General features: G+C 69.9%; 22 protein-coding genes. 10 read left to right on the forward strand and 12 right to left on the reverse strand.

Annotated features, from left to right (window positions below; translation table 11 throughout):
- The first annotated feature begins 36 nt into the window (after positions 1 to 36).
- The 7 genes from ASC70_RS20980 to ASC70_RS21005 all read left to right on the forward strand — a co-directional run bounded on the left by ASC70_RS20980 (position 37) and on the right by ASC70_RS21005 (position 6,053).
- On the forward strand, positions 37 to 1,200 hold the full coding sequence (locus tag ASC70_RS20980) for an acyl-CoA dehydrogenase family protein (RefSeq protein ID WP_056054146.1): 1,164 nt from the start codon (positions 37 to 39) through the stop codon (positions 1,198 to 1,200).
- Positions 1,197 to 2,435, forward strand: a complete 1,239-nt coding sequence (locus ASC70_RS20985) for a CaiB/BaiF CoA-transferase family protein (protein WP_056054149.1) — start codon at positions 1,197 to 1,199, stop codon at positions 2,433 to 2,435. Before ASC70_RS20980 ends, ASC70_RS20985 begins: the two co-directional genes overlap by 4 nt.
- Complete coding sequence (locus tag ASC70_RS20990; RefSeq protein ID WP_056054151.1) at positions 2,432 to 3,865, forward strand: aldehyde dehydrogenase family protein; 1,434 nt, start codon at positions 2,432 to 2,434, stop codon at positions 3,863 to 3,865. Before ASC70_RS20985 ends, ASC70_RS20990 begins: the two co-directional genes overlap by 4 nt.
- Before the next feature lie 18 nt (positions 3,866 to 3,883).
- The gene (locus ASC70_RS20995; RefSeq protein ID WP_056054155.1) at positions 3,884 to 4,789 is read left to right on the forward strand and encodes an NAD(P)-dependent oxidoreductase; all 906 of its coding nucleotides are present in this window, start codon (positions 3,884 to 3,886) and stop codon (positions 4,787 to 4,789) included.
- Positions 4,790 to 4,795: 6 nt separating this feature from the next.
- Positions 4,796 to 4,936, forward strand: a complete 141-nt coding sequence (locus tag ASC70_RS24645; RefSeq protein ID WP_082539945.1) for a nuclear transport factor 2 family protein — start codon at positions 4,796 to 4,798, stop codon at positions 4,934 to 4,936.
- A 201-nt stretch (positions 4,937 to 5,137) separates the two neighbouring features.
- Positions 5,138 to 5,299 (forward strand): hypothetical protein, encoded by a 162-nt coding sequence (locus ASC70_RS21000; RefSeq protein WP_156396276.1) that lies wholly within the window; start codon positions 5,138 to 5,140, stop codon positions 5,297 to 5,299.
- Between the two features lie 118 nt (positions 5,300 to 5,417).
- Positions 5,418 to 6,053: a TetR/AcrR family transcriptional regulator gene (locus ASC70_RS21005; protein ID WP_082547425.1), complete on the forward strand. Its 636-nt coding sequence runs from the start codon at positions 5,418 to 5,420 to the stop codon at positions 6,051 to 6,053.
- 3 nt (positions 6,054 to 6,056) lie between these two features.
- Here the strand turns inward: ASC70_RS21005 and trbB are convergent, their stop codons facing one another.
- Both trbB and ASC70_RS21015 read right to left on the reverse strand, forming a co-directional pair.
- Entirely contained in the window at positions 6,057 to 7,010 is a 954-nt protein-coding gene (gene trbB, locus ASC70_RS21010; RefSeq protein WP_056054160.1) for a P-type conjugative transfer ATPase TrbB, read from the reverse strand.
- A gap of 2 nt (positions 7,011 to 7,012) precedes the next feature.
- A complete protein-coding gene (locus ASC70_RS21015; protein WP_056054164.1) occupies positions 7,013 to 8,944 on the reverse strand; it encodes a type IV secretory system conjugative DNA transfer family protein in 1,932 nt (643 codons plus the stop codon).
- Positions 8,945 to 9,052: 108 nt separating this feature from the next.
- Here ASC70_RS21015 and ASC70_RS21020 point away from each other — a divergent pair, with 108 nt between their 5' ends.
- Complete coding sequence (locus tag ASC70_RS21020) at positions 9,053 to 9,247, forward strand: ATP-binding domain-containing protein (protein ID WP_056054169.1); 195 nt, start codon at positions 9,053 to 9,055, stop codon at positions 9,245 to 9,247.
- A 3-nt stretch (positions 9,248 to 9,250) separates the two neighbouring features.
- Here the strand turns inward: ASC70_RS21020 and mobQ are convergent, their stop codons facing one another.
- The gene (gene mobQ, locus ASC70_RS21025; RefSeq protein WP_056054172.1) at positions 9,251 to 10,762 is read right to left on the reverse strand and encodes a MobQ family relaxase; all 1,512 of its coding nucleotides are present in this window, start codon (positions 10,760 to 10,762) and stop codon (positions 9,251 to 9,253) included.
- 211 nt (positions 10,763 to 10,973) lie between these two features.
- Between mobQ and ASC70_RS21030 the strand changes: the two genes are divergently transcribed.
- A complete protein-coding gene (locus ASC70_RS21030; RefSeq protein WP_056054175.1) occupies positions 10,974 to 11,534 on the forward strand; it encodes a hypothetical protein in 561 nt (186 codons plus the stop codon).
- On the opposite strand, the gene ASC70_RS21035 is transcribed toward ASC70_RS21030, so the two are convergent.
- The 8 genes from ASC70_RS21035 to ASC70_RS21070 all read right to left on the reverse strand — a co-directional run bounded on the left by ASC70_RS21035 (position 11,531) and on the right by ASC70_RS21070 (position 18,801).
- The gene (locus ASC70_RS21035; RefSeq protein WP_056054178.1) at positions 11,531 to 11,875 is read right to left on the reverse strand and encodes a hypothetical protein; all 345 of its coding nucleotides are present in this window, start codon (positions 11,873 to 11,875) and stop codon (positions 11,531 to 11,533) included. The genes ASC70_RS21030 and ASC70_RS21035 overlap by 4 nt on opposite strands.
- A 377-nt stretch (positions 11,876 to 12,252) precedes the next feature.
- Positions 12,253 to 12,558 carry a DUF4326 domain-containing protein gene (locus ASC70_RS21040; RefSeq protein ID WP_056054182.1) on the reverse strand — a complete coding sequence of 102 codons (306 nt, stop codon included), beginning with the start codon at positions 12,556 to 12,558 and terminating at the stop codon, positions 12,253 to 12,255.
- Positions 12,559 to 12,993: 435 nt separating this feature from the next.
- Positions 12,994 to 13,335, reverse strand: coding sequence for a hypothetical protein (locus tag ASC70_RS21045; protein WP_056054185.1), 342 nt, complete (start codon positions 13,333 to 13,335; stop codon positions 12,994 to 12,996).
- Positions 13,336 to 13,711: 376 nt separating this feature from the next.
- Positions 13,712 to 14,407 carry a cell wall hydrolase gene (locus ASC70_RS24650; protein WP_235519479.1) on the reverse strand — a complete coding sequence of 232 codons (696 nt, stop codon included), beginning with the start codon at positions 14,405 to 14,407 and terminating at the stop codon, positions 13,712 to 13,714.
- Entirely contained in the window at positions 14,404 to 14,907 is a 504-nt protein-coding gene (locus tag ASC70_RS21055) for a S26 family signal peptidase (protein ID WP_056054188.1), read from the reverse strand. Before ASC70_RS21055 ends, ASC70_RS24650 begins: the two co-directional genes overlap by 4 nt.
- Positions 14,908 to 15,233: 326 nt before the next feature.
- Complete coding sequence (locus ASC70_RS21060) at positions 15,234 to 16,301, reverse strand: ParB/RepB/Spo0J family partition protein (protein ID WP_056054190.1); 1,068 nt, start codon at positions 16,299 to 16,301, stop codon at positions 15,234 to 15,236.
- 17 nt (positions 16,302 to 16,318) lie between these two features.
- Positions 16,319 to 17,524, reverse strand: coding sequence for an AAA family ATPase (locus ASC70_RS21065; RefSeq protein WP_056054193.1), 1,206 nt, complete (start codon positions 17,522 to 17,524; stop codon positions 16,319 to 16,321).
- A gap of 314 nt (positions 17,525 to 17,838) precedes the next feature.
- Positions 17,839 to 18,801, reverse strand: coding sequence for a replication initiator protein A (locus ASC70_RS21070; RefSeq protein ID WP_056054196.1), 963 nt, complete (start codon positions 18,799 to 18,801; stop codon positions 17,839 to 17,841).
- A gap of 271 nt (positions 18,802 to 19,072) precedes the next feature.
- Here ASC70_RS21070 and ASC70_RS21075 point away from each other — a divergent pair, with 271 nt between their 5' ends.
- Positions 19,073 to 19,669 (forward strand): hypothetical protein, encoded by a 597-nt coding sequence (locus tag ASC70_RS21075; RefSeq protein WP_056054199.1) that lies wholly within the window; start codon positions 19,073 to 19,075, stop codon positions 19,667 to 19,669.
- A 70-nt stretch (positions 19,670 to 19,739) separates the two neighbouring features.
- Here the strand turns inward: ASC70_RS21075 and ASC70_RS21080 are convergent, their stop codons facing one another.
- Positions 19,740 to 20,117, reverse strand: a complete 378-nt coding sequence (locus ASC70_RS21080; RefSeq protein WP_056054202.1) for a single-stranded DNA-binding protein — start codon at positions 20,115 to 20,117, stop codon at positions 19,740 to 19,742.
- Between the last annotated feature and the right edge of the window lie 236 nt (positions 20,118 to 20,353).

Consider the following 20,353-nt stretch of genomic DNA (forward strand, 5'->3'; position numbering starts at 1 on the left):
AGTCACAAACTTACGAACCCCCAGGGAGGGCGCCGCATGGATTTTCACCTGACGGCCGATCAGGCTGCATTGCGCGACGCCGCGCGCGAGTTTGCCCGCAATGAAATGACGGCCGTGGGCCGCCAGATCGAAGCCAGCAACGAGCCCTTGTCCAAGGACTGGAAAAAGCGCCTCGGCGAACTGGGCTTCATGGGCGTCAACATCTCCGCCGAGTACGGCGGCATGGGTCTGGGCGCCCTCGAAGCCCTGCTGGTCCTGGAAGAGTTCGCCAAGATCCATTCGGGCATGGCCTTCCCGATCTTTGAAAGCTGCGTTGGTCCGGTCAAGGCGATCGAGCACCTGGGGCACGAGACCCTGAAGGCGCGCATTCTGCCGGCCGTCTGTCGCGGCGAACACGTGATCGCCATCGCCATGTCCGAACCTGACGCCGGCACGGCCCTGACCGATCTGACCACCCGGGGCGAGATCCGCGGCGACAAGATCGTGCTCAACGGCGTCAAACGCTGGTCGAGCGGCGGCGGATACTCGGACGGCTACCTCGTCTACTGCAAGCTGAGCGACGCGCCCGGCGCCAAGGGCATCGGCGCCGTCTACATCGACAAGGACACCCCGGGTCTCTCGTTCGGTTCGCGCGAGATGCTGATGGGCTTCCGCGGCGTCTATAGCGCCGACATCATCCTGGAGGACGTCGAGGCGCCGATCGAGCACCTGGTCGCCCCGGCCGGCGGTTTCGGCGACCTGATGGGCGCCTTCTGCCTGGAGCGCTGCGGCAACGCCACCATGTCGATGGCCATCGCCGCGGCGGCCGTCGAGGACACCGTCGACTACGTCCAGGAACGCCAGGCCTTCGGAAAGCCCCTGGTCGATTTCCAGGCCGTGCAGATCAAGCTGGCCGAGATGGCCATGCAGGTGGAGGCCTCGCGCCTGCTGATCCACCGCGCCGTGGCCGGCATCGGCGGCGGCTTCCCCACCGTCCTCGACAGTTCCATGGCCAAGTGCTTCGCCAACGAGATGGTGCGCGACGTCACTGGCAAGGCCATGCAGCTGATGGGCGGCTACGGCTACTCCAAGGAGTACCCGGCCGAGCAGCGCTTCCGCGACGCCTGGGGCTGGGGCATCGCTGGCGGCTCCATCGACATCCAGAAGGTCAACATCGCCTCGGCCCTGGTCGGCCGGCGCTTCAACCAGCGCGCCAAATGAGCCCCGCGCCCTCCGGTCCCCTCGCCGGCCTCAAGGTTCTGGACCTGTCGCGGGTCCTGGCCGGCCCATGGGCCTCCCAGGCGCTGGGGGACCTGGGCGCGGACATCATCAAGGTCGAACAACCGGGCCAGGGCGACGACACCCGTCGCTGGGGCCCGCCCTTCCTGCCCGACGGCTCAAAGGACTCGGCCTACTACCTGGCCTGCAACCGCAACAAGCGCTCGATCGCGGTGGATCTAGCCAAGCCCGAGGGCGCGGACCTGATCCGGCGGCTGGCCGCCCAGAGCGACATCGTCGTGGAGAACTTCAAGGTCGGGGCCCTGGCCCGCTACGGCCTGGACTACGCCAGCCTGAGCGCGGAAAACCCCGGCCTGATCTACTGCTCGATCACCGGCTTTGGCCAGGACGGCCCCTACCGCGATCGCGGCGGCTACGACTTCCTGATCCAGGGCCTGAGCGGGCTGATGAGCCTGACCGGCTTCCCCGACCAAGAGGGCGGCGCCCCGACCAAGGTGGGCGTGCCGGTATCAGATCTCTTCACCGGCCTGTACGCCGCCATCTCGATCCTCGCCGCCCTCAATCATCGCCACCGCACCGGCCAGGGCCAGCACATCGACTGCGCCCTGTTCGACAGCCAGTTGGCCGTCCTGGTCAATCAGGCCTCCAACTATCTCAATGGCGGGGTCGAACCGCGCCGCCTGGGCAACGAGCATCCCAACGTCGTGCCCTACCAGGACTTCCAGACCGCCGACGGCCGCGTGCTGGTGGCCCTGGGCAACGACCGACAGTTCCGCGCCCTCTGTGCGCTCGTCGGCCTGGAGGACCTGGCGGCCGATCCACGCTTCGTGGACAACGCCGGCCGCAGCGTCCATCGCGCCGATCTGCAGGCGCGTTTGCGTCCCGCCTTCGTCACCTGGCGCTCTGCCGACCTCTTGGCTGTCATGGACGCGGCCGGCCTGCCCGGCGGGCCGGTCAACAGCGTGCCCCAGGCCCTCGCCGACCCGCAGGCGCGCGCGCGACAGGTCGTCCAGCGCCTGCAGCGCAGCGACGGCCAGGCCGTCGACGTCATCGGTTTCCCTGCCAAGCTTTCCAAGAGCCCGGCCACCTATCGCCTGGCGCCGCCGCGGGTCGGCGAGGACACCCGCTCGGTGCTGGAGGACCAGCTTGGCCTGTCAGCCCAGGCGCTTGACGACCTGATCGTCGCCGGGGTCATCGCGGAGGAACATCGGCCATGAACGCAGCCTTTATCGACGGGCGCTGGATCAGCGCGAGCGAGACCTTCGAAACCCGCAATCCTTCCGACCTGGACGAAACGGTCGCGGTCTATGGCGCGGCGTCGGCGCGGGACGCCGAGGCCGCCATCGGCGCGGCTCGCGCCGCCCTGCCCGCCTGGCGCGGCTTCAACACCCAGGCTCGCTTCGACATCCTGCGTAAGGCCGGCGACGCCCTGCTCGCCCAGGCCGAGGAGATCGGCGCGCTGCTGGCGCGCGAGGAAGGCAAGGTCCTGCGCGAGGCGATCGGCGAGACGGTGCGCGCCGCCCAGGTGTTTCACTATTTCGCCGGCGAGGTGGTGCGCCATCCCGGCCAGGTTCTGCCCAGCCTGCGCGATGGCCATGACGTCCGCGTCGATCACGAGCCGGTCGGCGTCTGCGCTCTGATCACGCCGTGGAACTTCCCCATCGCCATCCCGGCCTGGAAGGTCGCCGCGGCCCTGGCCTATGGCAACACCTGCGTGCTCAAGCCATCAGAATTCGCGCCAGGCTGCGCGGTGCGCCTGGTCGAGATCCTCAGCAACGCCGGCCTGCCGGCAGGCGTGCTCAATCTTGTCCACGGCGATGGCCGCCAGTTGGGTCCGGCCCTGATCGGCGGCGCCGACGCCGTCAGCTTCACCGGCGCGACACCGACCGGCCAGGCCATACTCGTCCAGGCCGCCGCGACCATGACCAAGGTGCAGTTGGAGCTCGGCGGCAAGAATCCGCTGGTCGTGCTTGACGACGCCGACCTGGACCTGGCGGTTGAGGTCGCTCTGCACGGCACATTCGGTCAGACCGGCCAGCGCTGCACCGGCAGCAGTCGACTGATCGTCACCCGCAAGATCCACGATGCGTTCGTCCAGGCCCTGGCGCGCAAGACCGCGGCCTTGCGCGTCGGCCACGCCCTGGACGCGGCGACTGAGATCGGCCCCGTGGCCACAGACGCCCAGATGGCCAAGAACCTCGACTTCATCGCCGGCGCCAAGGCCGACGGCGCCGAGTTGGTCGCGGGCGGCGAGGTTCTCCACCTGGCCCACCGGGGTCGCTATCTGTCTCCCGCGCTCTTCGTCGGCTCGCGCAACGACCAGCCGCTCAACCGCCACGAGGTCTTCGGGCCGGTCGCCGGGGTGATCGCCGTCGAGGACTTGGACGAGGCCATCGCCGTCGCGCGCGACTGCGAGTTGGCGCTGTCGTCCGGGATCTGCACCCAAAACCTGTCGGCGGTCGAACGTTTCCGCCGCGCCTCGCCGGCCGGGATGGTGATGGTCAACACGCCGACCGCAGGCGTGGAATACCACGTCCCGTTCGGCGGTCGCGCCCCGTCCGGATATGGCGGCCGCGAGCAGGGCTCGGCCGCGGCCGACTTCTTCACTGAAATGAAAACCACCTACGTCCGACACGGCGTGGCCTAAGACTCTGGGAGAGGGAACATGTCCGAAGTGATCGCCTTCATCGGCCTGGGGGCCATGGGTCTGCCCATGGCCTCCAACCTCGCCCGCAAGGGCTTTTCACTGCGCGCGTACGACATCGACCCGGCCAAGGCCGCCAAGCTCGCCGCCCTGGGCGCCGTCGCCGTCGACTCCATCGCCCAAGCCGTCGCCGGCGCCACCCTGGTGGTGACCATGCTTCCGGCCACCGCCCACGTCGAGAGCGTGGTTCTGGGCCCCGACGGCGTCCTGGCCCACATCGAGGCCGGCGCGGTGCTAATGGACATGAGCACGATCGACGCCAAGGCCACCGACAAGGTGGCCGTCGCCTGCGCCGAGCGCGGCAACGGCTTCACCGACTGCCCGGTCGGCCGGCTGGTCTCCCATGCCGAGCGCGGGGAATCTCTGTTCATGGTCGGAGCCGACGACGCCGTCTTCGCGCGTGTCGAGCCGCTGCTCAACGCCATGGGAACGGCGATCCATCGTTGCGGTCCTCCCGGGTCTGGATCGCGCATGAAGCTGATCAACAACTTCATGCTGCTATCGACCGCCCAGATCGTCGCCGAGTCCGTGGCCCTGGGAACCAAGCTTGGCCTGGACATTGAGATCATGAAGGCCGTTACCGGCGCCACCACGGCCAACAACGGTCAATTCCAGATCGCCTTCGCCACCAAGGTCCTGACGGGCGACACCGCGCCGGGCTTCACCATCGATCTGGCCTTCAAGGACATGAGCCTGGCGATGAACGCCGCGGCCGACCAGCGCATCGGCCTACCGGTCGGCGCGGCCGCCCACGCCGTCTTCGGGGCGGCCCGCGCCGGAGCCCTAGCGGGCAAAGACTATTCGGCCTTGCTCGAGCACGCCTGCGACCTGGCCGGGGTGCGGACCCCGCGCCTGCCGGCGACCTGACCGCGCGTGGCCGACGAGGCCAAGGTCGTCGCCGTCGAAGCCTATCTCGCCGCCTTCGCGGGCGGCGACGTAGCGGCGATCGCGGCCCTGTTCGCAGTGGACGCCGTCATCGAGGACCCGGTCGGGGCGTCGCCGATCGTCGGCTAGTCGGCGATCCTGGATTTCTACCGCCAAGCCACCGACCCGGGCGCCCGAATGCGCGCCTATTGGAGCGGGCGCAACGTCACGAACTCGGAGAAACACTAGAGCCCGAACGCCTCTTTTGCGGATTTTTCTTGACGATTTGCTACGCATCTAACAGCTTCACGGGCAAGCATGTCGAAGTATGCGCCCAGGGAGGCCCAGATCATGACGCAGGTTCTGCCGAACCGGCCGGCGCAAGGCTGGCTGTCCAGTTGCAAGGCCTGGCCGCATTGGAGCGAGTGCTTCTGCGCCGCCGCCACCGTGGCCGCCGCCCTGCTCGCCCCGGCTCTCGTCCTAGTCCGGCTCTGGGCTGTCTCGCACCACTGAACTGTCGGCGTCGTACGGCCATCCATGGATCCACGACAATCGTACAGTACCGTTCTTTTAGGTTGACGCGTGCCGTGGCCCCGCCTCAGGCCTTTCGCTTTCGCCATCAGGTCCGCCCATGAACGCCTCGCCGCTCCGGCGTCCCGATCCAGCAAACGGCGTTCCTGACGAGCGGGCGAGCAAGGTCCAGGCGCGGCGCGACCAAGTCCTTACCGCCGCCGTCGAGTGCGCCCGCACCGCCGGCTTCCACGCCGCCAGCATGGCGCAGATTGCAAAGGCCGCAGGCCTGAGCGTGGGCCAGATCTACCGCTACTTCGAGAACAAGGAAGAGATCATCGCCGCCTTGGTCGCCCGCGAGGCGGCCTCGACTCGTGAGGCGCTGTCACGGATCGATCGCTCACCCGGCCCACTGCTGGACACGATCACCGCCCACCTCCCCGAGGAGATCGACCGCTGCCTGGAGCCTGGACGCACGGCCCTGCGCCTGGAGATCCTTGCCGAGGCGGCCCGCAACCCCGCCGTCGCCGAGACCGTGCGCGAGGCCGACGCCCGGGAGACGGCCCTATCGGCGCAACTGATGGCCCGCCTGCGGCGTCCCGAGTGGAGCGACGAGGCGTTCCAGGCGCGCCTGGAAATGGTCGGCCTGATGTTCGACGGTCTGCAGACCCTGGCCGTGCGGCGTCCCGAGGTCGATGGCCAGGCGCTCACCGGCCGGCTCGAGGCGATGATCGGACTGCTGTTCGCCCAGGACTGAGCCTCAGGCCTCTCGCAGTCGGTAGCCTTCGCCCGCGCTCCAGCCCTCCACCCGCATCAGGCTCTCCAGCCGCCGGCCGCCCGGCGCGCGCCGCAGATAGGCGATCAGCCCAATGGCCTGACCGATCGCCCGGTGGGGCACCGTGTGACTGACTTCGCCGATCAGGTCCTCCAGGCGGTCGAGGGCCTCGGCGGCGCTGTTGGCGTGCAGGGTGGCCAGGCCGCCCGGATGGCCGGTGTTCCAGGCCTTGAGCAGGTCCAGCGCACTGCCGTCGCGCACCTCGCCGATGATGATCCGGTCCGGGCGCAGCCGTAGCGAGGTGCGCACCAGATCAGCCATGCTGATCACCGGCTCGGCCCGACGCGTCTGGAGGGCCAACTGGTCAGGCGCGGCGCATTGCAGCTCGCCGGTGTCCTCGATCAGGATGACACGGTCCTGGGCGAAGGCGGGCAGGGCCAGGATGGCGTTGGCCAGGGTCGTCTTGCCCGTGCCCGTGCCGCCCGCGATCAGGATGTTCTCGCGGGCCTCGGCCGCCACTTCCAGGACCCGCGCCTGCTGAACACTCATCACCCCCTGGGTCACATAGTCGTCCAGCGTGAAGATCTTGTCGGGTCGCTTGCGGATAACGAAGCCGGGACCGGTGGAGACCGGCGAATAGACGCCCTGGATGCGCTCACCGCCCGGCAAGGTGGCGCTGGGCAGGGGGTTGTCGTGATTGACCACCTCGCCGGCGAGGTCGGCGACCAGCCGCAGCACCCGTTCAGCGTCGGCCCGCGACAGCGTCTGCGCGCTCCGCGCCCGCCCCGAACCGACCCGCTCAATCCAGATCGCGCCGTCGGCATTGACCATTACGTCCACGACGTCGGCCGCGGCCAGGGCCTGGGCGATCGTCGCGCCCAGGGCGTGGGCCAGCGCCTCGGCCTTGCGCGCCTGGGTCTCGGGAGAGTGAGCACTCATGGTCAGTCCTCGAAATCGAAGGTCAGGTCGGCGACGCTGAGGATCGCCGGCGGCGGGCCGGCAGGCGTCGTCGCCGTCCGCGACGGGGCGGCCTGGAGGGGCGGGCCCGACGGCCTTGCCGCGCGCACGCCCAGCCAGTCGTTGGGCGGCGGGCCGGGGGTGTCGAGCGTCTCGGGGGTCTGGACGAAGAGCGCCCGTTCCCCGACGAAGAAGTTGCGGGTCACCGCCGCGATCGCCGGAACTTCGTAATAGCGGATCTTCTCGGTCACGAACGGCTTGGCGTTGTTGACGAACAGGAACTGTTGGTCCGCCGGCAAACCCCGGACGTCCTGTTCGGCCAGGATGTAGCGCTCGACCTCGGCCTGGTTTCGGCTGCGGTGGCCCTTGCCGAACGCCAGCCGCGGGTCGCTGAAGCTCTCGCGCATCTCTAGGGCCCGCCCCGCCCGCCTGACCACCCGCTCGATGCTGGTCGGCTCGGACGTCGCGAAAGCGGCGGTGACATGGCAGTTGTCGAAGATCGAGGTGTGGACGCCGTAGTACTTGAAAACGTCGTTGAAGGACTGGCAGATCAGGTGGGCGACGATGCCGTAGCCCGCCATCTCCCCCAGGGCGTTCTCCAAGAACGGCAGCGGGCCAAGCTTGGGGAACTCGTCCAGCATCATAAGCAGCTTGTGACGCTTGGCCCGCCCGCGACTGTCGGCGTCCACCGTCTCCATCAGGCTGTTGAGACTCTGGCGCAGCATCACCCGGACCATGAAGGCCAGCCGGTCGGCGTGGGCTTGTGGGGTGATCAGATAGAGGCTGACCGGCGACGGCGAGCATACCAGGTCGCCGATGCAGAAGTCCGAGGCGCTGGTGGCGTGGCAGACCAACGGGTCCGCCCACAGGGCCAAGGACTTCTGGGCCGTGGCCAGGACACTAGAGCGGACGCGCGGCTCCATCGACCGGAAGGCCGTCGCGCCAAGCCAGACCTCCGGATGGATCTCGGCGATGGGCTCGCCGTCGTCGCCACGCGCCAAGCCGTCGGGGGTCGCCGGATCGGGCCGCCAGCGGTGCTGGGTGGCCAGCATCGCGTCGAGCGTGGCCTCGATGTCGATCAAAAGCCGGCGAACATGGGCCAGGGTCTTCTGCTCGTCGGGCTCGGCGTAGAGGCAGTGCAGGATCACCCCGGTGAAGAAGTTGGCCGCGCTCTGGTCGAAGAAGTCCAGATTGCCGCCCTTCAACCCGATCGGATCGACCAGGATGCCGACGATGTTCTGGATGTCGGCGATCTCCATGGCCCCCATGCGCACCTCGAACAACGGGTTCCACCGCGCGGTGTTGGGATCGGTCGGGGCGAAATAGAAGGTATGAGAGAAGGTGCGGCGATGGTCGGCGGTGATGTGCCACAGCTCGCCCTTGCGGTCGTAGGTGAAGCTGCTCTCACCCCAGGCGGTCAACGATGGCACCACGTGCCCCGCGCCCTTGCCCGAGCGCGAGGCGCCCACAATCACGCAATGGACCAGCATCGTGATCGTCAGCAGATGGCCCTTTAGCCGGCCCAGCACCCGACCCCGCAGCCTGGATCCGGCGACCAGGCCCGCCCGCCGCGCGTCCGAAAGATCACCCCAGGCGGCCTTGCCGAACGGACGCGGTCTCGCCACGAACCGCCGCGTCAACCCGATGACCACCAACAGCGGCCACAGGAACACCGCCAACCCGGTCAGGACGGCCTGGTCGAAGATCTGCGGATAGGTCCCGGCCCAGCGGCCGTACCAGGCCAGGAAGGCCCAGGGTGCGTAGAGCCGGACGGCGCCGACCTCCGCCAAGCCCCTGCCGAACGCGGCGGGATAGCCGAACTGCTGTGCAGCCGACTGCCCGGCCGCCCAGGTTCCCACCACCATGCCGGCCAGGCCGAGGATCAGGATCGCCAGCGCCTTGGGCCCCTTGGCCATCACCGCCTCCAAGCCCCCGGGACGGTAGTCGAGCAAGCGCGGACGAGGGTTTCAATCCGTCAATTCTAGGGGGCGCCCGCGTGATCAGCGCCCCATCGCGCGATCCTCGTGGGCCTGGAGTTCGAGGCGGTGTTCTTCGTCGGCGTCGACGACCTGGCCCGCGCCCACCCGGACCTCTTCGACAAATACCTCTATGTCGGCGCGACCCGCGCGGCGACCTATCTGGGCCTGACCAGCAGCGGCCAGAGTCTGCCCCCCGCCCTGGAGGCCCTGAAAGACGATTTCGGCGAAGACTGGGGGTGAGGCCTAGCGGTCGGGGCCAGAGCGCTCGCGCCCGGGCAGCAGGCCCTTGCCGCTGACCAGGCCCAGCACCTTGTCCAGGCTCTTTTGCTGGGCGGCCGCGGGGTGGCGCGAGATCGCTTCGACCACGCGCCGGTCGACCTCGCGAACGGCCTGGCCGACACCGAGACCCATCTGCGAGGGCGCCACCAGGGTCTCCTCGCCCAGCCCCCGGGCGACCATCAACCGCGTGCGGGTGCGGGCCACCGCCTCGATGCGCTTGTCGGCTCGCTTGATCTTGCGCTCCAGGATCCGTCCTTCGCGGCGAGCGGCTTCGACAGCCTGCTTTTCCGGATCCAGCCGGGCGGCCAGGAAGGCCCTCCCCTCGGGACCGCGCAGCCAGTCGCGCCGCACCGCATAGCGGATCTCCGCCAGGCGCGCGGCCTGCTTCGCGCGGGCCAGGGCGTTGAGTTCGGCATGGGCCGCCCAGATCATCCGGGCCGGGTTGCGCACCCAGCACACCAGGCCGGCGCGCTTGGCCCGTCCGCGGGCGACGCGCCGTTCGGTGGCCAGCAGGCGTCCCTTGGCCAGCGCCCGCGCCGCGCCGGATTCGGCCAGGACTTCGCGGACGATGTCGCTGGCCCGGGGAGCGGCCGGTCGCTGCAGGCGGACCAGATCACGCGCCCAGCCGTCGCGCTCTGCGACCATGGTGGCGTGGATCGTCTCGAATTCGCGGATCACCGCGCCGATCGGATAGGGGCCCCGTTCCAGGCCCGCGGCCATGCGATCCTCCAGGTCGCGCAGCTTGACCGGCCCGTCCTTGCGGGCCTGGTTGCGCTCGCGGACCCGGCGGTTGATGTCGCCGCGGTCGGAGGCCTCGCCGCGTCGCTCCATGCCCGAGGCCGAGGGCCCCAGATGGATGGTCGGCTCGCGCTCTTCGCCCTGGTCGGCCAGGCTGTGGTGCGTGAGTTGAGGTGCCTCGGGACCCAGGTGCTGGCGAAGATGCTGGTTCTGGATTTCGCACCATTCCAGCCGCAGCGCCTTGACCGCGTCGGGATTGTCCCACTCGCGGCCCTTCAGCGCGAATCCCTCGGGGGTCACGCGCCGGGTGGTGATCAGGATGTGGGCGTGGTGATTGCGCTTGTCGCCATGGGCGTCGGGGTCGTGAATGGCGTAATCGGCGATCATGCCGCGCGCCACCAGGCTGTCCTGGACGAAGGCGCGAACCAGGGCATGGCGCTGGTCGTCGGAAAGCTCGTGCGGCAGGGAGATCAATACTTCGCGGGCGGTGCGCGAGTCCGCCCGCTTGTCCGCCGCCTCGGCGGCGTTCCACAAGGTTTCGCGGTCGCCGAAGGCCGCCGGCGCGGTCTCGGGCGCCACGATCCCGCAGAACGCCACCCCGCCCTTGGCGGTGTAGTCGAAGGTCATCTCCAGGCGCTTGTCGTGCAGGCTGGTCGCGGCGCGATAGGCCGCGGCGGCCACGGCCGATCGGCCGTCCGCGCGCTTGATCGCCTGCACCTCGAGCCGGAACTGCGCCACCGCCTCTCCTGGTCTTGATCGCGCCTCGGCGCGGGGATCGCTAAGGGGCTGGCCCCTTGGCTGTCGGCGTCATCCTGATGACGTCGGCCGCAGGCATTGCTCGCAATGCATAACTGCGCCCTTGTCACCAACGACGGGTTAGGGGTACGCTCCCCCTCGTCCGAAATCAAGTCGCCGACCATCGCCCCTCCCCTTCAACCGGCTCGCCGCCATGTCCACCGACCCCGCCGTTCCCGCGCCGCGTCCCCCTCGCCGCCCCGAGAGTCCGGCCGCTCGCCAGCGCCGCCTGCAAGCCCTGGAAGTCGCTCTGGCAGACCGCGAGCATCGGGCCCGCGAGGCCTTGTCGGGCGTGCGCGGCTCGCTGCCCCGCAACCGAGGTCATGTGACGCCGCTGGCCAGGATCGAGGACGACGAGCAGCGCCTGGCGGTCTGGCGCGCGCGGGTCGAACGCCTGGAGGCCCTGCTCGACCAGACCGAGCGCAAGCGCGAGACCCGGGCCAAGATCGTGCTGGGGACCACCCTGCTGGCCGAGGCCGCCGAGGACCCCGACGACCCGCTGCTGGCGCGGCTCCTGGCCATCGTCGACGCCCGCGTCCATCGCCCCCGCGATCGGCTGGCGATCGCCGAGACCCTGGGCCTGGCCATCGCCCCGGTGAAGGCGCGGGCGGTCCCCGCCCTGCCCGACTTCGACGCCATGGCCGCCACAAGGCTGGACGAGGACGCCAAGACGGGCGCCGCCGCGAAGCCCCGACGGCGCAAAAAGGAGGCCTAGCGCCCCCCTCCATGACGGTAGCGTTCAGCCGCTTCCCAACGCGCCCACATCTGATCGAGGGCTTCGTCGCACTCGGCCTTCAGCTGCTCGGCCGTCTTGCCGTGCGGCGGAAAGACGACGCCCAGGTCCCGCACCGTCATGTGGTCGAACGCGATGGTCCACTTCAGGTTCGGGTCGGCCGCGTCGATCTCCAGTTGGGCCTTGGCGACGGCTTCGTCATCGGTCCAGCGGCGGATGAACCCGCCGGGGAAGTAGAACGTGTTGCTGTAGCGCGGCTGGCCGCTGGCGATGTGGTCGGCGATGATCTCACGGACATCGTGGCTGATTTCGGTCGAGGACATGGGACAACTCCGGCTGGATCGACGCTCCCTTGAGCGCCTTGTCCCTCCCCTCCTGTCGGGCCCCGGCCCGTCACCGCAGGCGCGCGCAGCGCGTCCGGAGGGGAACCCGCGCCAGCGGGTTGACGGGCTGGGTGACAGGATATCCTTGGAAGAGGCGCCCCCAGGCTCAGTAGCCGAAGCCGCGCCGTCGCAAGTCGACGGCGACGAGCGCCCTTAAAGGCGCTCGCCAGCGAGGCGGGCCTACGGTCGGACGCGCGCCGACGGGGATCGTGCGCGCAGCGGCGGTCCCCGGGAGGCAAGCGAGCCCCAGGCTTGGCGGTAGGGGCGCGCCGAAGGCCGCCCCCGGCCCGCTCGACCGCGAAGCCGCCCGGCCCGGATCAGGTCTGGCCTCGCGCCCGGCGCCACCAGGCAATGCGCGCCCGACGTGAGTCGTTGGCCAGTTCCAGCAGCAGGTCCGCATGACATCGCTGCGGCGCGCAGTAGCACAGCAGATCCTTGCCGCGCAGGTCGTCCAACGAACCCAGCAGCCCAGGCTGGCTGGCCAGCCACCGCTCGTGTTTGGCGATGACCGCGTCGCGGTCGCCGTCCACGCCGATCCTGAACGGGTTGCCCCATTTGCTCCCGCGACCGCAGTACACCGCGCCGACGGGCGCGCCGAACCGCATATTGAACACCTTCGCCATGCCTGATCTCCGCATCGCCGCTCCCAGCGAGCGGCGCCGACCGAACCGGTCCCGGTGGGGTCCCTGCGGTCACCAGAGCGGCCGTCAGGCCGCGGCGGGGAACGGCGCAGCCGTTGACGGCAGGGTCACCGTGGCAGGATGGGACAACGCCGCAGACGCTCCTCTTTGCGTCTTCGCCGGCTCCGTCAGCGCGCGTCCCATCGGGCGCCGCCAAGAACCGCCCGCGCCGGCCACGCCGGCGCACCGAGCGCCGGTCCGCCCGGACCGGCGGCGGCCTGGCCTCGACCAGGCCCAGCGACAGCGTCGCTCAAGCCGAGGACGACGCGACCGCGCCCAGCGGGTCGGGGGAGCCGATAGGCCCCGACCGCCGGGCGCCGGGAGCGAGCACGGCGCTGATCGCCGTCGGCGACAAAAGGGGGGCCAAGGCCCCCCGGGTCAGTCGCCGACGTAGCCGTCCATGCGGCTGGCCAGCCACTGGTCGAAGAACATGTGGTCCTCGAGCCCGCCGCGCGCGTTCAACCTGTCCAGGGTCTCGAGGATGGTCCAGCGCCCCTCGTCCTCCAGGGCGTCCCAGATCGCCTGGATGCGGGCCTGCTCGCTCTGACGCTTGGCCGCCTCGGCCAAGTGCTCGGCGCGTTCGAGCTCCGACAGGTGCGCTTGCCGCGTCCAGACATGCTCGTCGAAGTCGTCCTGGCCAAGGACAGGTTCGGCCGCGCACGACGCCAGCGGAGCGAGCCGCGCGATGCGGGCATTGAAAGCGGTGAACAGGTTGAACATCGTGAAACCTCCAAGCCGCCGCTCCTCGTGAGCGACGTTGGCCCCGAGGGCCACGGACGGGGTCCCGCAGTCACCGCAGCGCCCGCCCGGCGGGCGCGCAGGGGAACGGCGCAGCCGTTGACTTCGGGTCGTCCGTGACACGATGGGATAACGTCGCCCCCAGGGTCAGTAGGACGGGCTACGCCGTCGCCAGACGACGGCGGCGGGATCGCGTGGCGATCGCGTCAGCCCGGCCGGTCCCATCCCATGGACGCCCGGCCGACGGACGCGCCCGGCGCAAGCCGGCAGCGGCCGGGAGGACGGCGAACAAGGCGTCGGCCGTAGGGTCAGCGCGCCGGCTGTCGCCTCGGCGACCGCGCGCTCGCCCGGTCCCCGATCAGCGCAAGGAGCCATCCCGCGATACGAAAAGGCCGCGCGCCCCTGACGCCGGCGGCGCCGGCGGCTCCAAGGCGGTCCTGGGCACGAAGATCGGCTCTGGCTCGGCCGGGGCCTGGGCCGGGAGCGGGATCGTCGGACGGGTCCCGGCGACGGGGGCAGCCGGATAGAACGCGTGGTCGCCGATCACCGCGCTGGGCGTGCGACCGCCAAAATGGACCAGGCGCGCCGAGACCTGGCCGGCGGCGGCGCGCGCGGCGACAATACGCGGGTTCTGGAACCACAGCGCTCCACCGGTGGGATCGGGGGCGCGCCCCTCCAGCGCCAGATTGATCAGGGTGTTGACCCGCGCCCGCTGGACCGGACTGGCCGCCGGCAAGGCGCGCCAGTCGCCGCCGGCGCGCAGCACCGGTTCGAACTGGGCGCGGGCGTTGAGCACCTGATCCAGGCTCGTTCCCCAGCGCCCGTCGGAAAGCCGGTTGAAGATCGTGTAGACGACCGCCAGGAGCCCGCTGTCACCCTGACTGGCCGCCTCGGCCACTGCGACCCGGGCGATGGCTTCGCGCGCCCCTGGCGCGGTCAGGGCGGCCACGAGATCGGCGCGGGCGACGCCCGGCAGGTCCTCACCGCGTGCGAAACCGCCCTGGAGGCTCAGGAGGAGGCCCAGGAGGCCGCAAAGCGCCGGGCGCGCCCTCACGCGCCCCAGGTCCAAAGGGGGGCGTAGACGCCGAGAATTTCCGACCTTCGGACAGCCCCGTAGTATCGGCTGTCAAAACTGTTGGGGATGCGGCCCGAGAAGACCAGATATTCGCCCGCCTCCAGGCGCTTGCACCCGCGCCAGCGCGGCAGGGCCCGCCCGCCTCGATCGCGAACGGCGATCGGTCCAAGGCGGTGTCCGTCGACCGAAAGGAATGCGTCCGCGCAGACCCGCGCCCCCTGCCCCGCCGCCACGCTCTTCAGGATGCTGCCGCGCGCCCGCCCCGGCTGGGCGACGCGCAGGTAGGGCTGGGCGGCCGGCGGCGGCCGAAAGGCGATCAGGGCGCCCGGCCGCGGCTCGGCGGCGACGCGCCGATAGAGCCCGACCGGTTCGCTGGGCGTGGTGTTGAGCAGGACGAGCGGCGCGTCGAGCAGGGCCGCCCCCAGCGCCAGGGCCGCGGGGATCAGGGCGGCCAGGACGAGAGCACCGGAGACGCGCATGGCGTGAGCCTCCTCCACCGCGCGCCGCAGGCGCAATCCCTCAGAATTCGGGGGTCCCAGGGGCGGTAGGCGTCGAGGCCGGTCACTGATCCACCGTGAAAGTCGCCAAAAAGGCGCCCGGGGGAAACTGGGACCAGGTCAGGGGTCGGGCGGGGCGCGGCCGTCGCGCCACGGCGGCGACGGGCGTGGAGGCCTGGCCGAGCCGCGTGTACGCGTGCGGTCACCGATCCACCGTGAAAGTTGCCACGTGGCAACTCCGGACGCGATCAACGAAAAACCCCGCCGGCGGAGCGGCGGGGTTCTCATGATCGGTGATGGACCGCGCTTCAGGCGCTCGGCCGCAGCCGGGCCAGTTCGGCCTCGAGAGCGGCGATGAAGTCGGCGTTGGAGACGCCCGCGTCCAGGGCCAACTCCAGGACCGCCTTGGTCGGTCCCTTGGGCTTGACGGTGAACAGGGTCACCGCGCCGGCCTTGATCACTCGGATCTCCCCGGCCGCCGCCGGAGCCTCGGCCTTGCCCAGCCCCGCATTGCGCAAGGCCGCGATGACCTTGGCCGGCTCGACATAGGCCTCGCCGGTCTCGCGCCGCCGGGCCTGCTGCTCGGCGAGCTTCTTGGCCGCGGCGATCACCCGGCCGCGCTCGGGGTTCTGGGCCAGGACGGGCTTCAGGTCGCGGGCGTGCTTTTCCAGGACCTGCAGGTGATCGCCGAAGGCGTCGACCACCTCGGTCGGCAGTCGGCCCAGGTCCAGGAACCGCGACAGCCAGGCCTTGGGCCGGTCCAGGCGCTCGGCCATACGCGAGGCCACGCCGCCGTAGTAGAGGTCGATGGCGCTCAGATAGTCGACCGCCCGCTCGTAGTCGGAGAGATCCTTGCGGGCGCGGTTTTCGATGTCGGCCAGGCGGAACGCCTGCTCGTCGGAGAGCTCGCGCTCCTCGATCAGATACTTGATCTCGCGGTGCTCGACCGCGCGAAGATAGCTCACCGCCCAGTGGCGGCGGGCGCCGGCGATGACCTCATAGTCGAAGTTGGGATCATCGGTGACCCGGCGCACGATGGCCGGGAACTCCTGCTTGCCCTGGGCCCGCAGGCCTTCCAGCAACTCGGCGGTGTTCTCCGGCGTCAGCAGGTCGTATTTGCGGTTATGCCGCGCCCACATCCGGCAGCGGGCCGGGTCGACGAGCTTGAGGGTCTTTTCCTGGTAGTCGCCCGAGGTCACCCGGGCCAGGCCCAGCATGCGGTCGCTGACTCGCGGCGGTATGGAGGCCGACGCGGGCGCGCCTTCCGCGCCGCCCGCCGAGGCGGGCGTGGTCGGGGGATTGGTGACCGCCGGCGACGGCGCCTCGCCGACCAGGCCAGCCAGGATGCTGCGGTTCTTGCCCGTGGTGGACGCCATGGTCCCCTCCCCTCTTCCTAGGCGACGCCCAGACGCCGCAGGTCGGCGCGATGGCTCGGCCAGGCCTTGCGGATCAGGATCTCGATCTCGCCGTTGAGACGGTCGAGATTGTTGCGGCAGCGCTCGTGGACGCGGCCCCCGCTGGAGACCTCGTAGACCGTGCGCAGTTGGACGTTGGCGTTGTCGATCTCGGCCGAGTCGAGCAGCGAGTTGGTCAGCATGTCCGCGCCGAACACGGCGGCCATCATCTCGCGGATCGAAATGTGGGCGCTCTTGCCCTCATCGACCTTGGTGGCGACCACCCGCAGGAACTCGTAGCCGCTCTTGCCCAGGCCGTACTGGTCAAGGACTCCAAGGGTGTCGACGATCATCCGCAGGAAGTGGGCCGTGGACGCGAAATCGACCGTCGAGGGCGGCGTGGGGATCAGGAGGGCGTTGGCCGCCCGCAGCACCGCCAGCGAGATCATGCCCAGCGCCGGCGGCGGATCGAGCAGGACCACGTCATACCGATCGGCCATACCGGCGATACCGGCCCGCAGGCGGTCGAGCACGGCGGGATTACCGCGCATGCGCGCGGCGGCCTCGTATTCGGCCTGGTAGAGCCCGAGATTGGCCGGGATCAGGTCGATGCCCGCCCAGCCGGTCGGCCGGACCGCATAGTCGAGATTGGGCTCGTCGCCGTGCCGGAAGAACGGCAGCAGGGTGTCGTCGTCGTTGATGTCGATGTCGGGATTGAACCCGAACACCGTGGTCGAGGACGCCTGGCTGTCGCAGTCGATAATCGCGACGCGATAACCCTTTAGGGCCAGAAACTGAGCGATGTGGCAGGTCAGGGTCGACTTGCCCACGCCGCCCTTGAAGTTCTGCACGGCCAGGACGATCGGCGGGTCGCCCTCGGCCCGCCGCGGCCGGGTGCCGAAGTGGTCGCGCATGGCGTTGACCTCGGCCAGGCTATACCCTTCCCGACGGCCCGCTTCGGTCATACGCGGCGTCGGTAGTTTTCCGTCAGCCTCCGCCTGGCGAATGGCTTCGGGGGTCCTACCGACCATTTCGGCGGCCTTGCTGATCGGAAAGCGCGTGTCGACGATCTTCTCGACGCCGGGCGCGAACACCGTGGCGCGCAGCCGGGCGATGACGTCGTCGGCGCGGTTGGTCAGATTGTTCAGGGCGTCGAGCAGCACCGGTCCGGTGGCTTGCTCGGGCGCCAAGGCGGTCGCGGTCATCACCCCCTCCACTTTGCAAATTTCGACGAGACTAGACGATCTTTGCAAAGTTGTCGTTCGAGAGCGTGAACAAAACCTTAACGCCAAGCGTCGCGTCGAGCCCCCAAAGGCTCGAGGCGCGTCGCGCTCGCAACGACTCCCCTCGCCCCGTTAGAAGAGATCGTTATTGACGAAAGTTAGAAGGGTTAAGCAGCGTGCGACGGCCCTCAAAGCCAAGCCCCACAAGGGGTCGCCAAACCGACCGGTCACCGATCCCCCGTCACCGGGGTCACTGATCCCCCGATGGACCGGTCACCGATCCCCCGAGGAAAAGGTCACTGATCCCCCGACGGCCGTCGCCGGCCCTCCATCCGCGCGTCCAGCGTCGCGGCGCGGGCGTCCTCAAGGGCCCGGCGCGAATCGGCCGCCGCCATCGCCTCGAGCTCGGCCTTGATTCGGGCGCGCTCGGCCGCGTCGCGGCGGATGAAGTGGATGGCCGCGGCGCCGTCGCGCGTCGTGGCGTGGGTGAGCGCGTAGTCGGGTAGGCTGTCGGCGGCGATGATCTTCTTGAGCAGGTAGGTGAACTGCTTGAGCGGCCCCTCGCTGCCGGACTTGTCGTAGAGGACGCTGACCCGGCAGGTCCAGCCGTCGGCCTGGTCGCCGGCGTGCTTGCGGGCGATGCGGTAGATGGCCCGCTCCAGGCCGCCGGTCAGCAGGAAGTAGTCGGGGTGCAGGGTCAGCAGGGCCCGGTCGCGCATCAGCCCTTCATAGACCCAGTTGGAGAGGGTCAGGGTCAGGCCGCGCGGCGCGCCGGTGACCGGGTCGGAGTCCAGCGTCCACTCGTCGAGCCAGCCAAACTGGGCGCGCTTGTTGCGCTTGGGCGCGCGCAGGCTGGTCTCGATGGTCGTCGACTGCAGCCGCTCCAGAGCCGCCTGCAGTTCGCGATAGGCCGTGCCGCCAGTGTCGCGGTGGATGGCCTTCAAGAGGTCGTAAGAGGTCGTGTGGATGGTGCGCGGGATGTCGTTGTCGCCCCGGTCGCGCAGCTTGTTCAGGTGCGAGGTCGCCCAGATCAGGATGTCGGCGTCCCAGATGGTGGCGATGCCGAACTGGGGATTGGCGCTAACCCGCACGTGGACGTCGCCGTCGGGCGAGACGTACTCGATGGGCTTGAGGCGCTTGCGCTTGCCCAGCGAGAAGAACGGCCGCTCCATCAGCTCGCGCTGGTCCTTCCAGGCGAGATCGGCGACCTGGGGGATGAAGAGATCGAACTCTTGATTACGAATCGCGCGCTTGGACATGGCTGGCCCCATTGTGCGCCCCCGGCCCGGCCGAGGCAAAAGCCCGCCCTGCCCTAGCCCCTGTTCTTGGCCTGGCCGAAGCGGGACGCGCCCGAGTTGCCACGTGGCAACTCCGGGCCGAACGCCCTGCCTCTGACGACGGCGCGGCCGCCGACCGGAAAGTTGCCATGTGGCAACTTCCATCTTTTGTCGGTGGATCAGTGACCAAGGCGCGCTCTTGCCTGGCGCGCGAGCGGCCGCTAGAGGCCGGCCCGCCACGCCAGGAGCCGATATGCCGCGTCCACGCACCCCAGACGAAGACGACCGCCTCGCCGCCGTCCACGAGGCCGCTCACGCGGTGTTCGCGCTCGGCGACGAGGACCAGCCGATCATCCTGGCGGGCGCGGTCACCCTCGCCGGCCGCGGCTTCGGCGCGGCGGCCATCGGGCTCGACACGGTCCGTCTCGGAACCCTGACCGATCCCGGCCGTGTCCAGGCCCGTCAGACGCTGATCTGGTCCTTCGTCGCCGGCGGCGTGGCCGAGACCCACGCCGCCAAGCTCTGGAACATCCCCCTCACGCCGCGCGAAACTCGGGCCGCGACCCAGGTCGACTACCAGCTCGCCCGCCAGGTGCTGGCGGAGATCAGCGCCGAGGTCGACGATCGTCAGCTCGCCGAATACGAGGCCGACATCGCCCTCACGCTCGAAGGCAAGATCTGGGACGTCGTCGCCGCCTTCGCCGCGGAGCTCCAGGACAAGCGACGCCTCGAGGCCGCGGCCGCCACCGCGCTCGTCCGCAAGCTCTGCGCCGAGCACCTGGCCGATGATCCCGACGACGCCCAAGACGCCCAGGACGAGAGCGGCGCGCTGTCGCCGCCGACCGCCTGACGTGCCGGCAATCCACGGGGGATCAGTGACCGCAGCGGCCCGCCCCGCGGATCGGGGCGGGCCGGCCGGATCAGCCTTCTTCGCCCGGCTCGGACTCGGCATTGGCCTCGGGACGGTCGAGCGACTTGAGCTCATGGCCAGGGCCGGCCACGACGATCTTGGTGAAGTAGTGCTCCTTGCCGTCCTTGTCGGTGTAGCGCTCGTTGCGGATCTCGCCCTCGACATAGACCTTCGAGCCCTTGGCCAGACCCCGGCCCTCCAGCCACTTCACCGTGCCCGGGCTCCAGACCTCGACCTGGTGCCAGGTGGTGAAGTCCTGACGCTCGTTGTCCTTCTTGGTGTAGCGGCTGGTGGCCACCCGCAGCACCGCGTACTTCTTGCCCTTGAGGGTGGTGCGGATCTCGCTGTCCGCGCCGGTGAAGCCGATCAGTTGCGCCTTGTTCAGCATGGTCTTTCTCCGTCTCCCGCCGGGAGAAGTCCCGGCGGTCCGCGGCCCTCGCCGCGATCACGGGCCCTGCCAGGGCGGGGAAGAGGGTCGGGCCCAAGCCCGCGGCGGCTGGACGCCGGCCTGCACGGAGCGCAGCGCAGGAAGGCCGGAGGCTCCGGCCAGAGCGCCTGGCCCCGCCAGGTCGGCTTGGACCCGGCCCGCCCCGCCCTAGGGACGACGTGATCGATCGCGGCGAG

The sequence above is a fragment of the Caulobacter sp. Root343 genome, assembly GCF_001425745.1.
GTDB lineage: Bacteria > Pseudomonadota > Alphaproteobacteria > Caulobacterales > Caulobacteraceae > Caulobacter.

What these genes read in the sequence shown, in the direction of transcription:
- ASC70_RS20980 (WP_056054146.1), top strand. Translation starts at nt 37, where the DNA reads ATGGATTTTCACCTGACGGCCGATCAGGCTGCATTGCGCGACGCCGCG.
- ASC70_RS20985 (WP_056054149.1), top strand. Translation starts at nt 1,197, where the DNA reads ATGAGCCCCGCGCCCTCCGGTCCCCTCGCCGGCCTCAAGGTTCTGGAC.
- ASC70_RS20990 (WP_056054151.1), top strand. Translation starts at nt 2,432, where the DNA reads ATGAACGCAGCCTTTATCGACGGGCGCTGGATCAGCGCGAGCGAGACC.
- ASC70_RS20995 (WP_056054155.1), top strand. Translation starts at nt 3,884, where the DNA reads ATGTCCGAAGTGATCGCCTTCATCGGCCTGGGGGCCATGGGTCTGCCC.
- ASC70_RS21000 (WP_156396276.1), top strand. Translation starts at nt 5,138, where the DNA reads ATGACGCAGGTTCTGCCGAACCGGCCGGCGCAAGGCTGGCTGTCCAGT.
- ASC70_RS21005 (WP_082547425.1), top strand. Translation starts at nt 5,418, where the DNA reads ATGAACGCCTCGCCGCTCCGGCGTCCCGATCCAGCAAACGGCGTTCCT.
- trbB (WP_056054160.1), bottom strand. Translation starts at nt 7,010, where the DNA reads ATGAGTGCTCACTCTCCCGAGACCCAGGCGCGCAAGGCCGAGGCGCTG.
- ASC70_RS21015 (WP_056054164.1), bottom strand. Translation starts at nt 8,944, where the DNA reads ATGGCCAAGGGGCCCAAGGCGCTGGCGATCCTGATCCTCGGCCTGGCC.
- ASC70_RS21030 (WP_056054175.1), top strand. Translation starts at nt 10,974, where the DNA reads ATGTCCACCGACCCCGCCGTTCCCGCGCCGCGTCCCCCTCGCCGCCCC.
- ASC70_RS21035 (WP_056054178.1), bottom strand. Translation starts at nt 11,875, where the DNA reads ATGTCCTCGACCGAAATCAGCCACGATGTCCGTGAGATCATCGCCGAC.
- ASC70_RS21040 (WP_056054182.1), bottom strand. Translation starts at nt 12,558, where the DNA reads ATGGCGAAGGTGTTCAATATGCGGTTCGGCGCGCCCGTCGGCGCGGTG.
- ASC70_RS21045 (WP_056054185.1), bottom strand. Translation starts at nt 13,335, where the DNA reads ATGTTCAACCTGTTCACCGCTTTCAATGCCCGCATCGCGCGGCTCGCT.
- ASC70_RS21055 (WP_056054188.1), bottom strand. Translation starts at nt 14,907, where the DNA reads ATGCGCGTCTCCGGTGCTCTCGTCCTGGCCGCCCTGATCCCCGCGGCC.
- ASC70_RS21060 (WP_056054190.1), bottom strand. Translation starts at nt 16,301, where the DNA reads ATGGCGTCCACCACGGGCAAGAACCGCAGCATCCTGGCTGGCCTGGTC.
- ASC70_RS21065 (WP_056054193.1), bottom strand. Translation starts at nt 17,524, where the DNA reads ATGACCGCGACCGCCTTGGCGCCCGAGCAAGCCACCGGACCGGTGCTG.
- ASC70_RS21070 (WP_056054196.1), bottom strand. Translation starts at nt 18,801, where the DNA reads ATGTCCAAGCGCGCGATTCGTAATCAAGAGTTCGATCTCTTCATCCCC.
- ASC70_RS21075 (WP_056054199.1), top strand. Translation starts at nt 19,073, where the DNA reads ATGCCGCGTCCACGCACCCCAGACGAAGACGACCGCCTCGCCGCCGTC.
- ASC70_RS21080 (WP_056054202.1), bottom strand. Translation starts at nt 20,117, where the DNA reads ATGCTGAACAAGGCGCAACTGATCGGCTTCACCGGCGCGGACAGCGAG.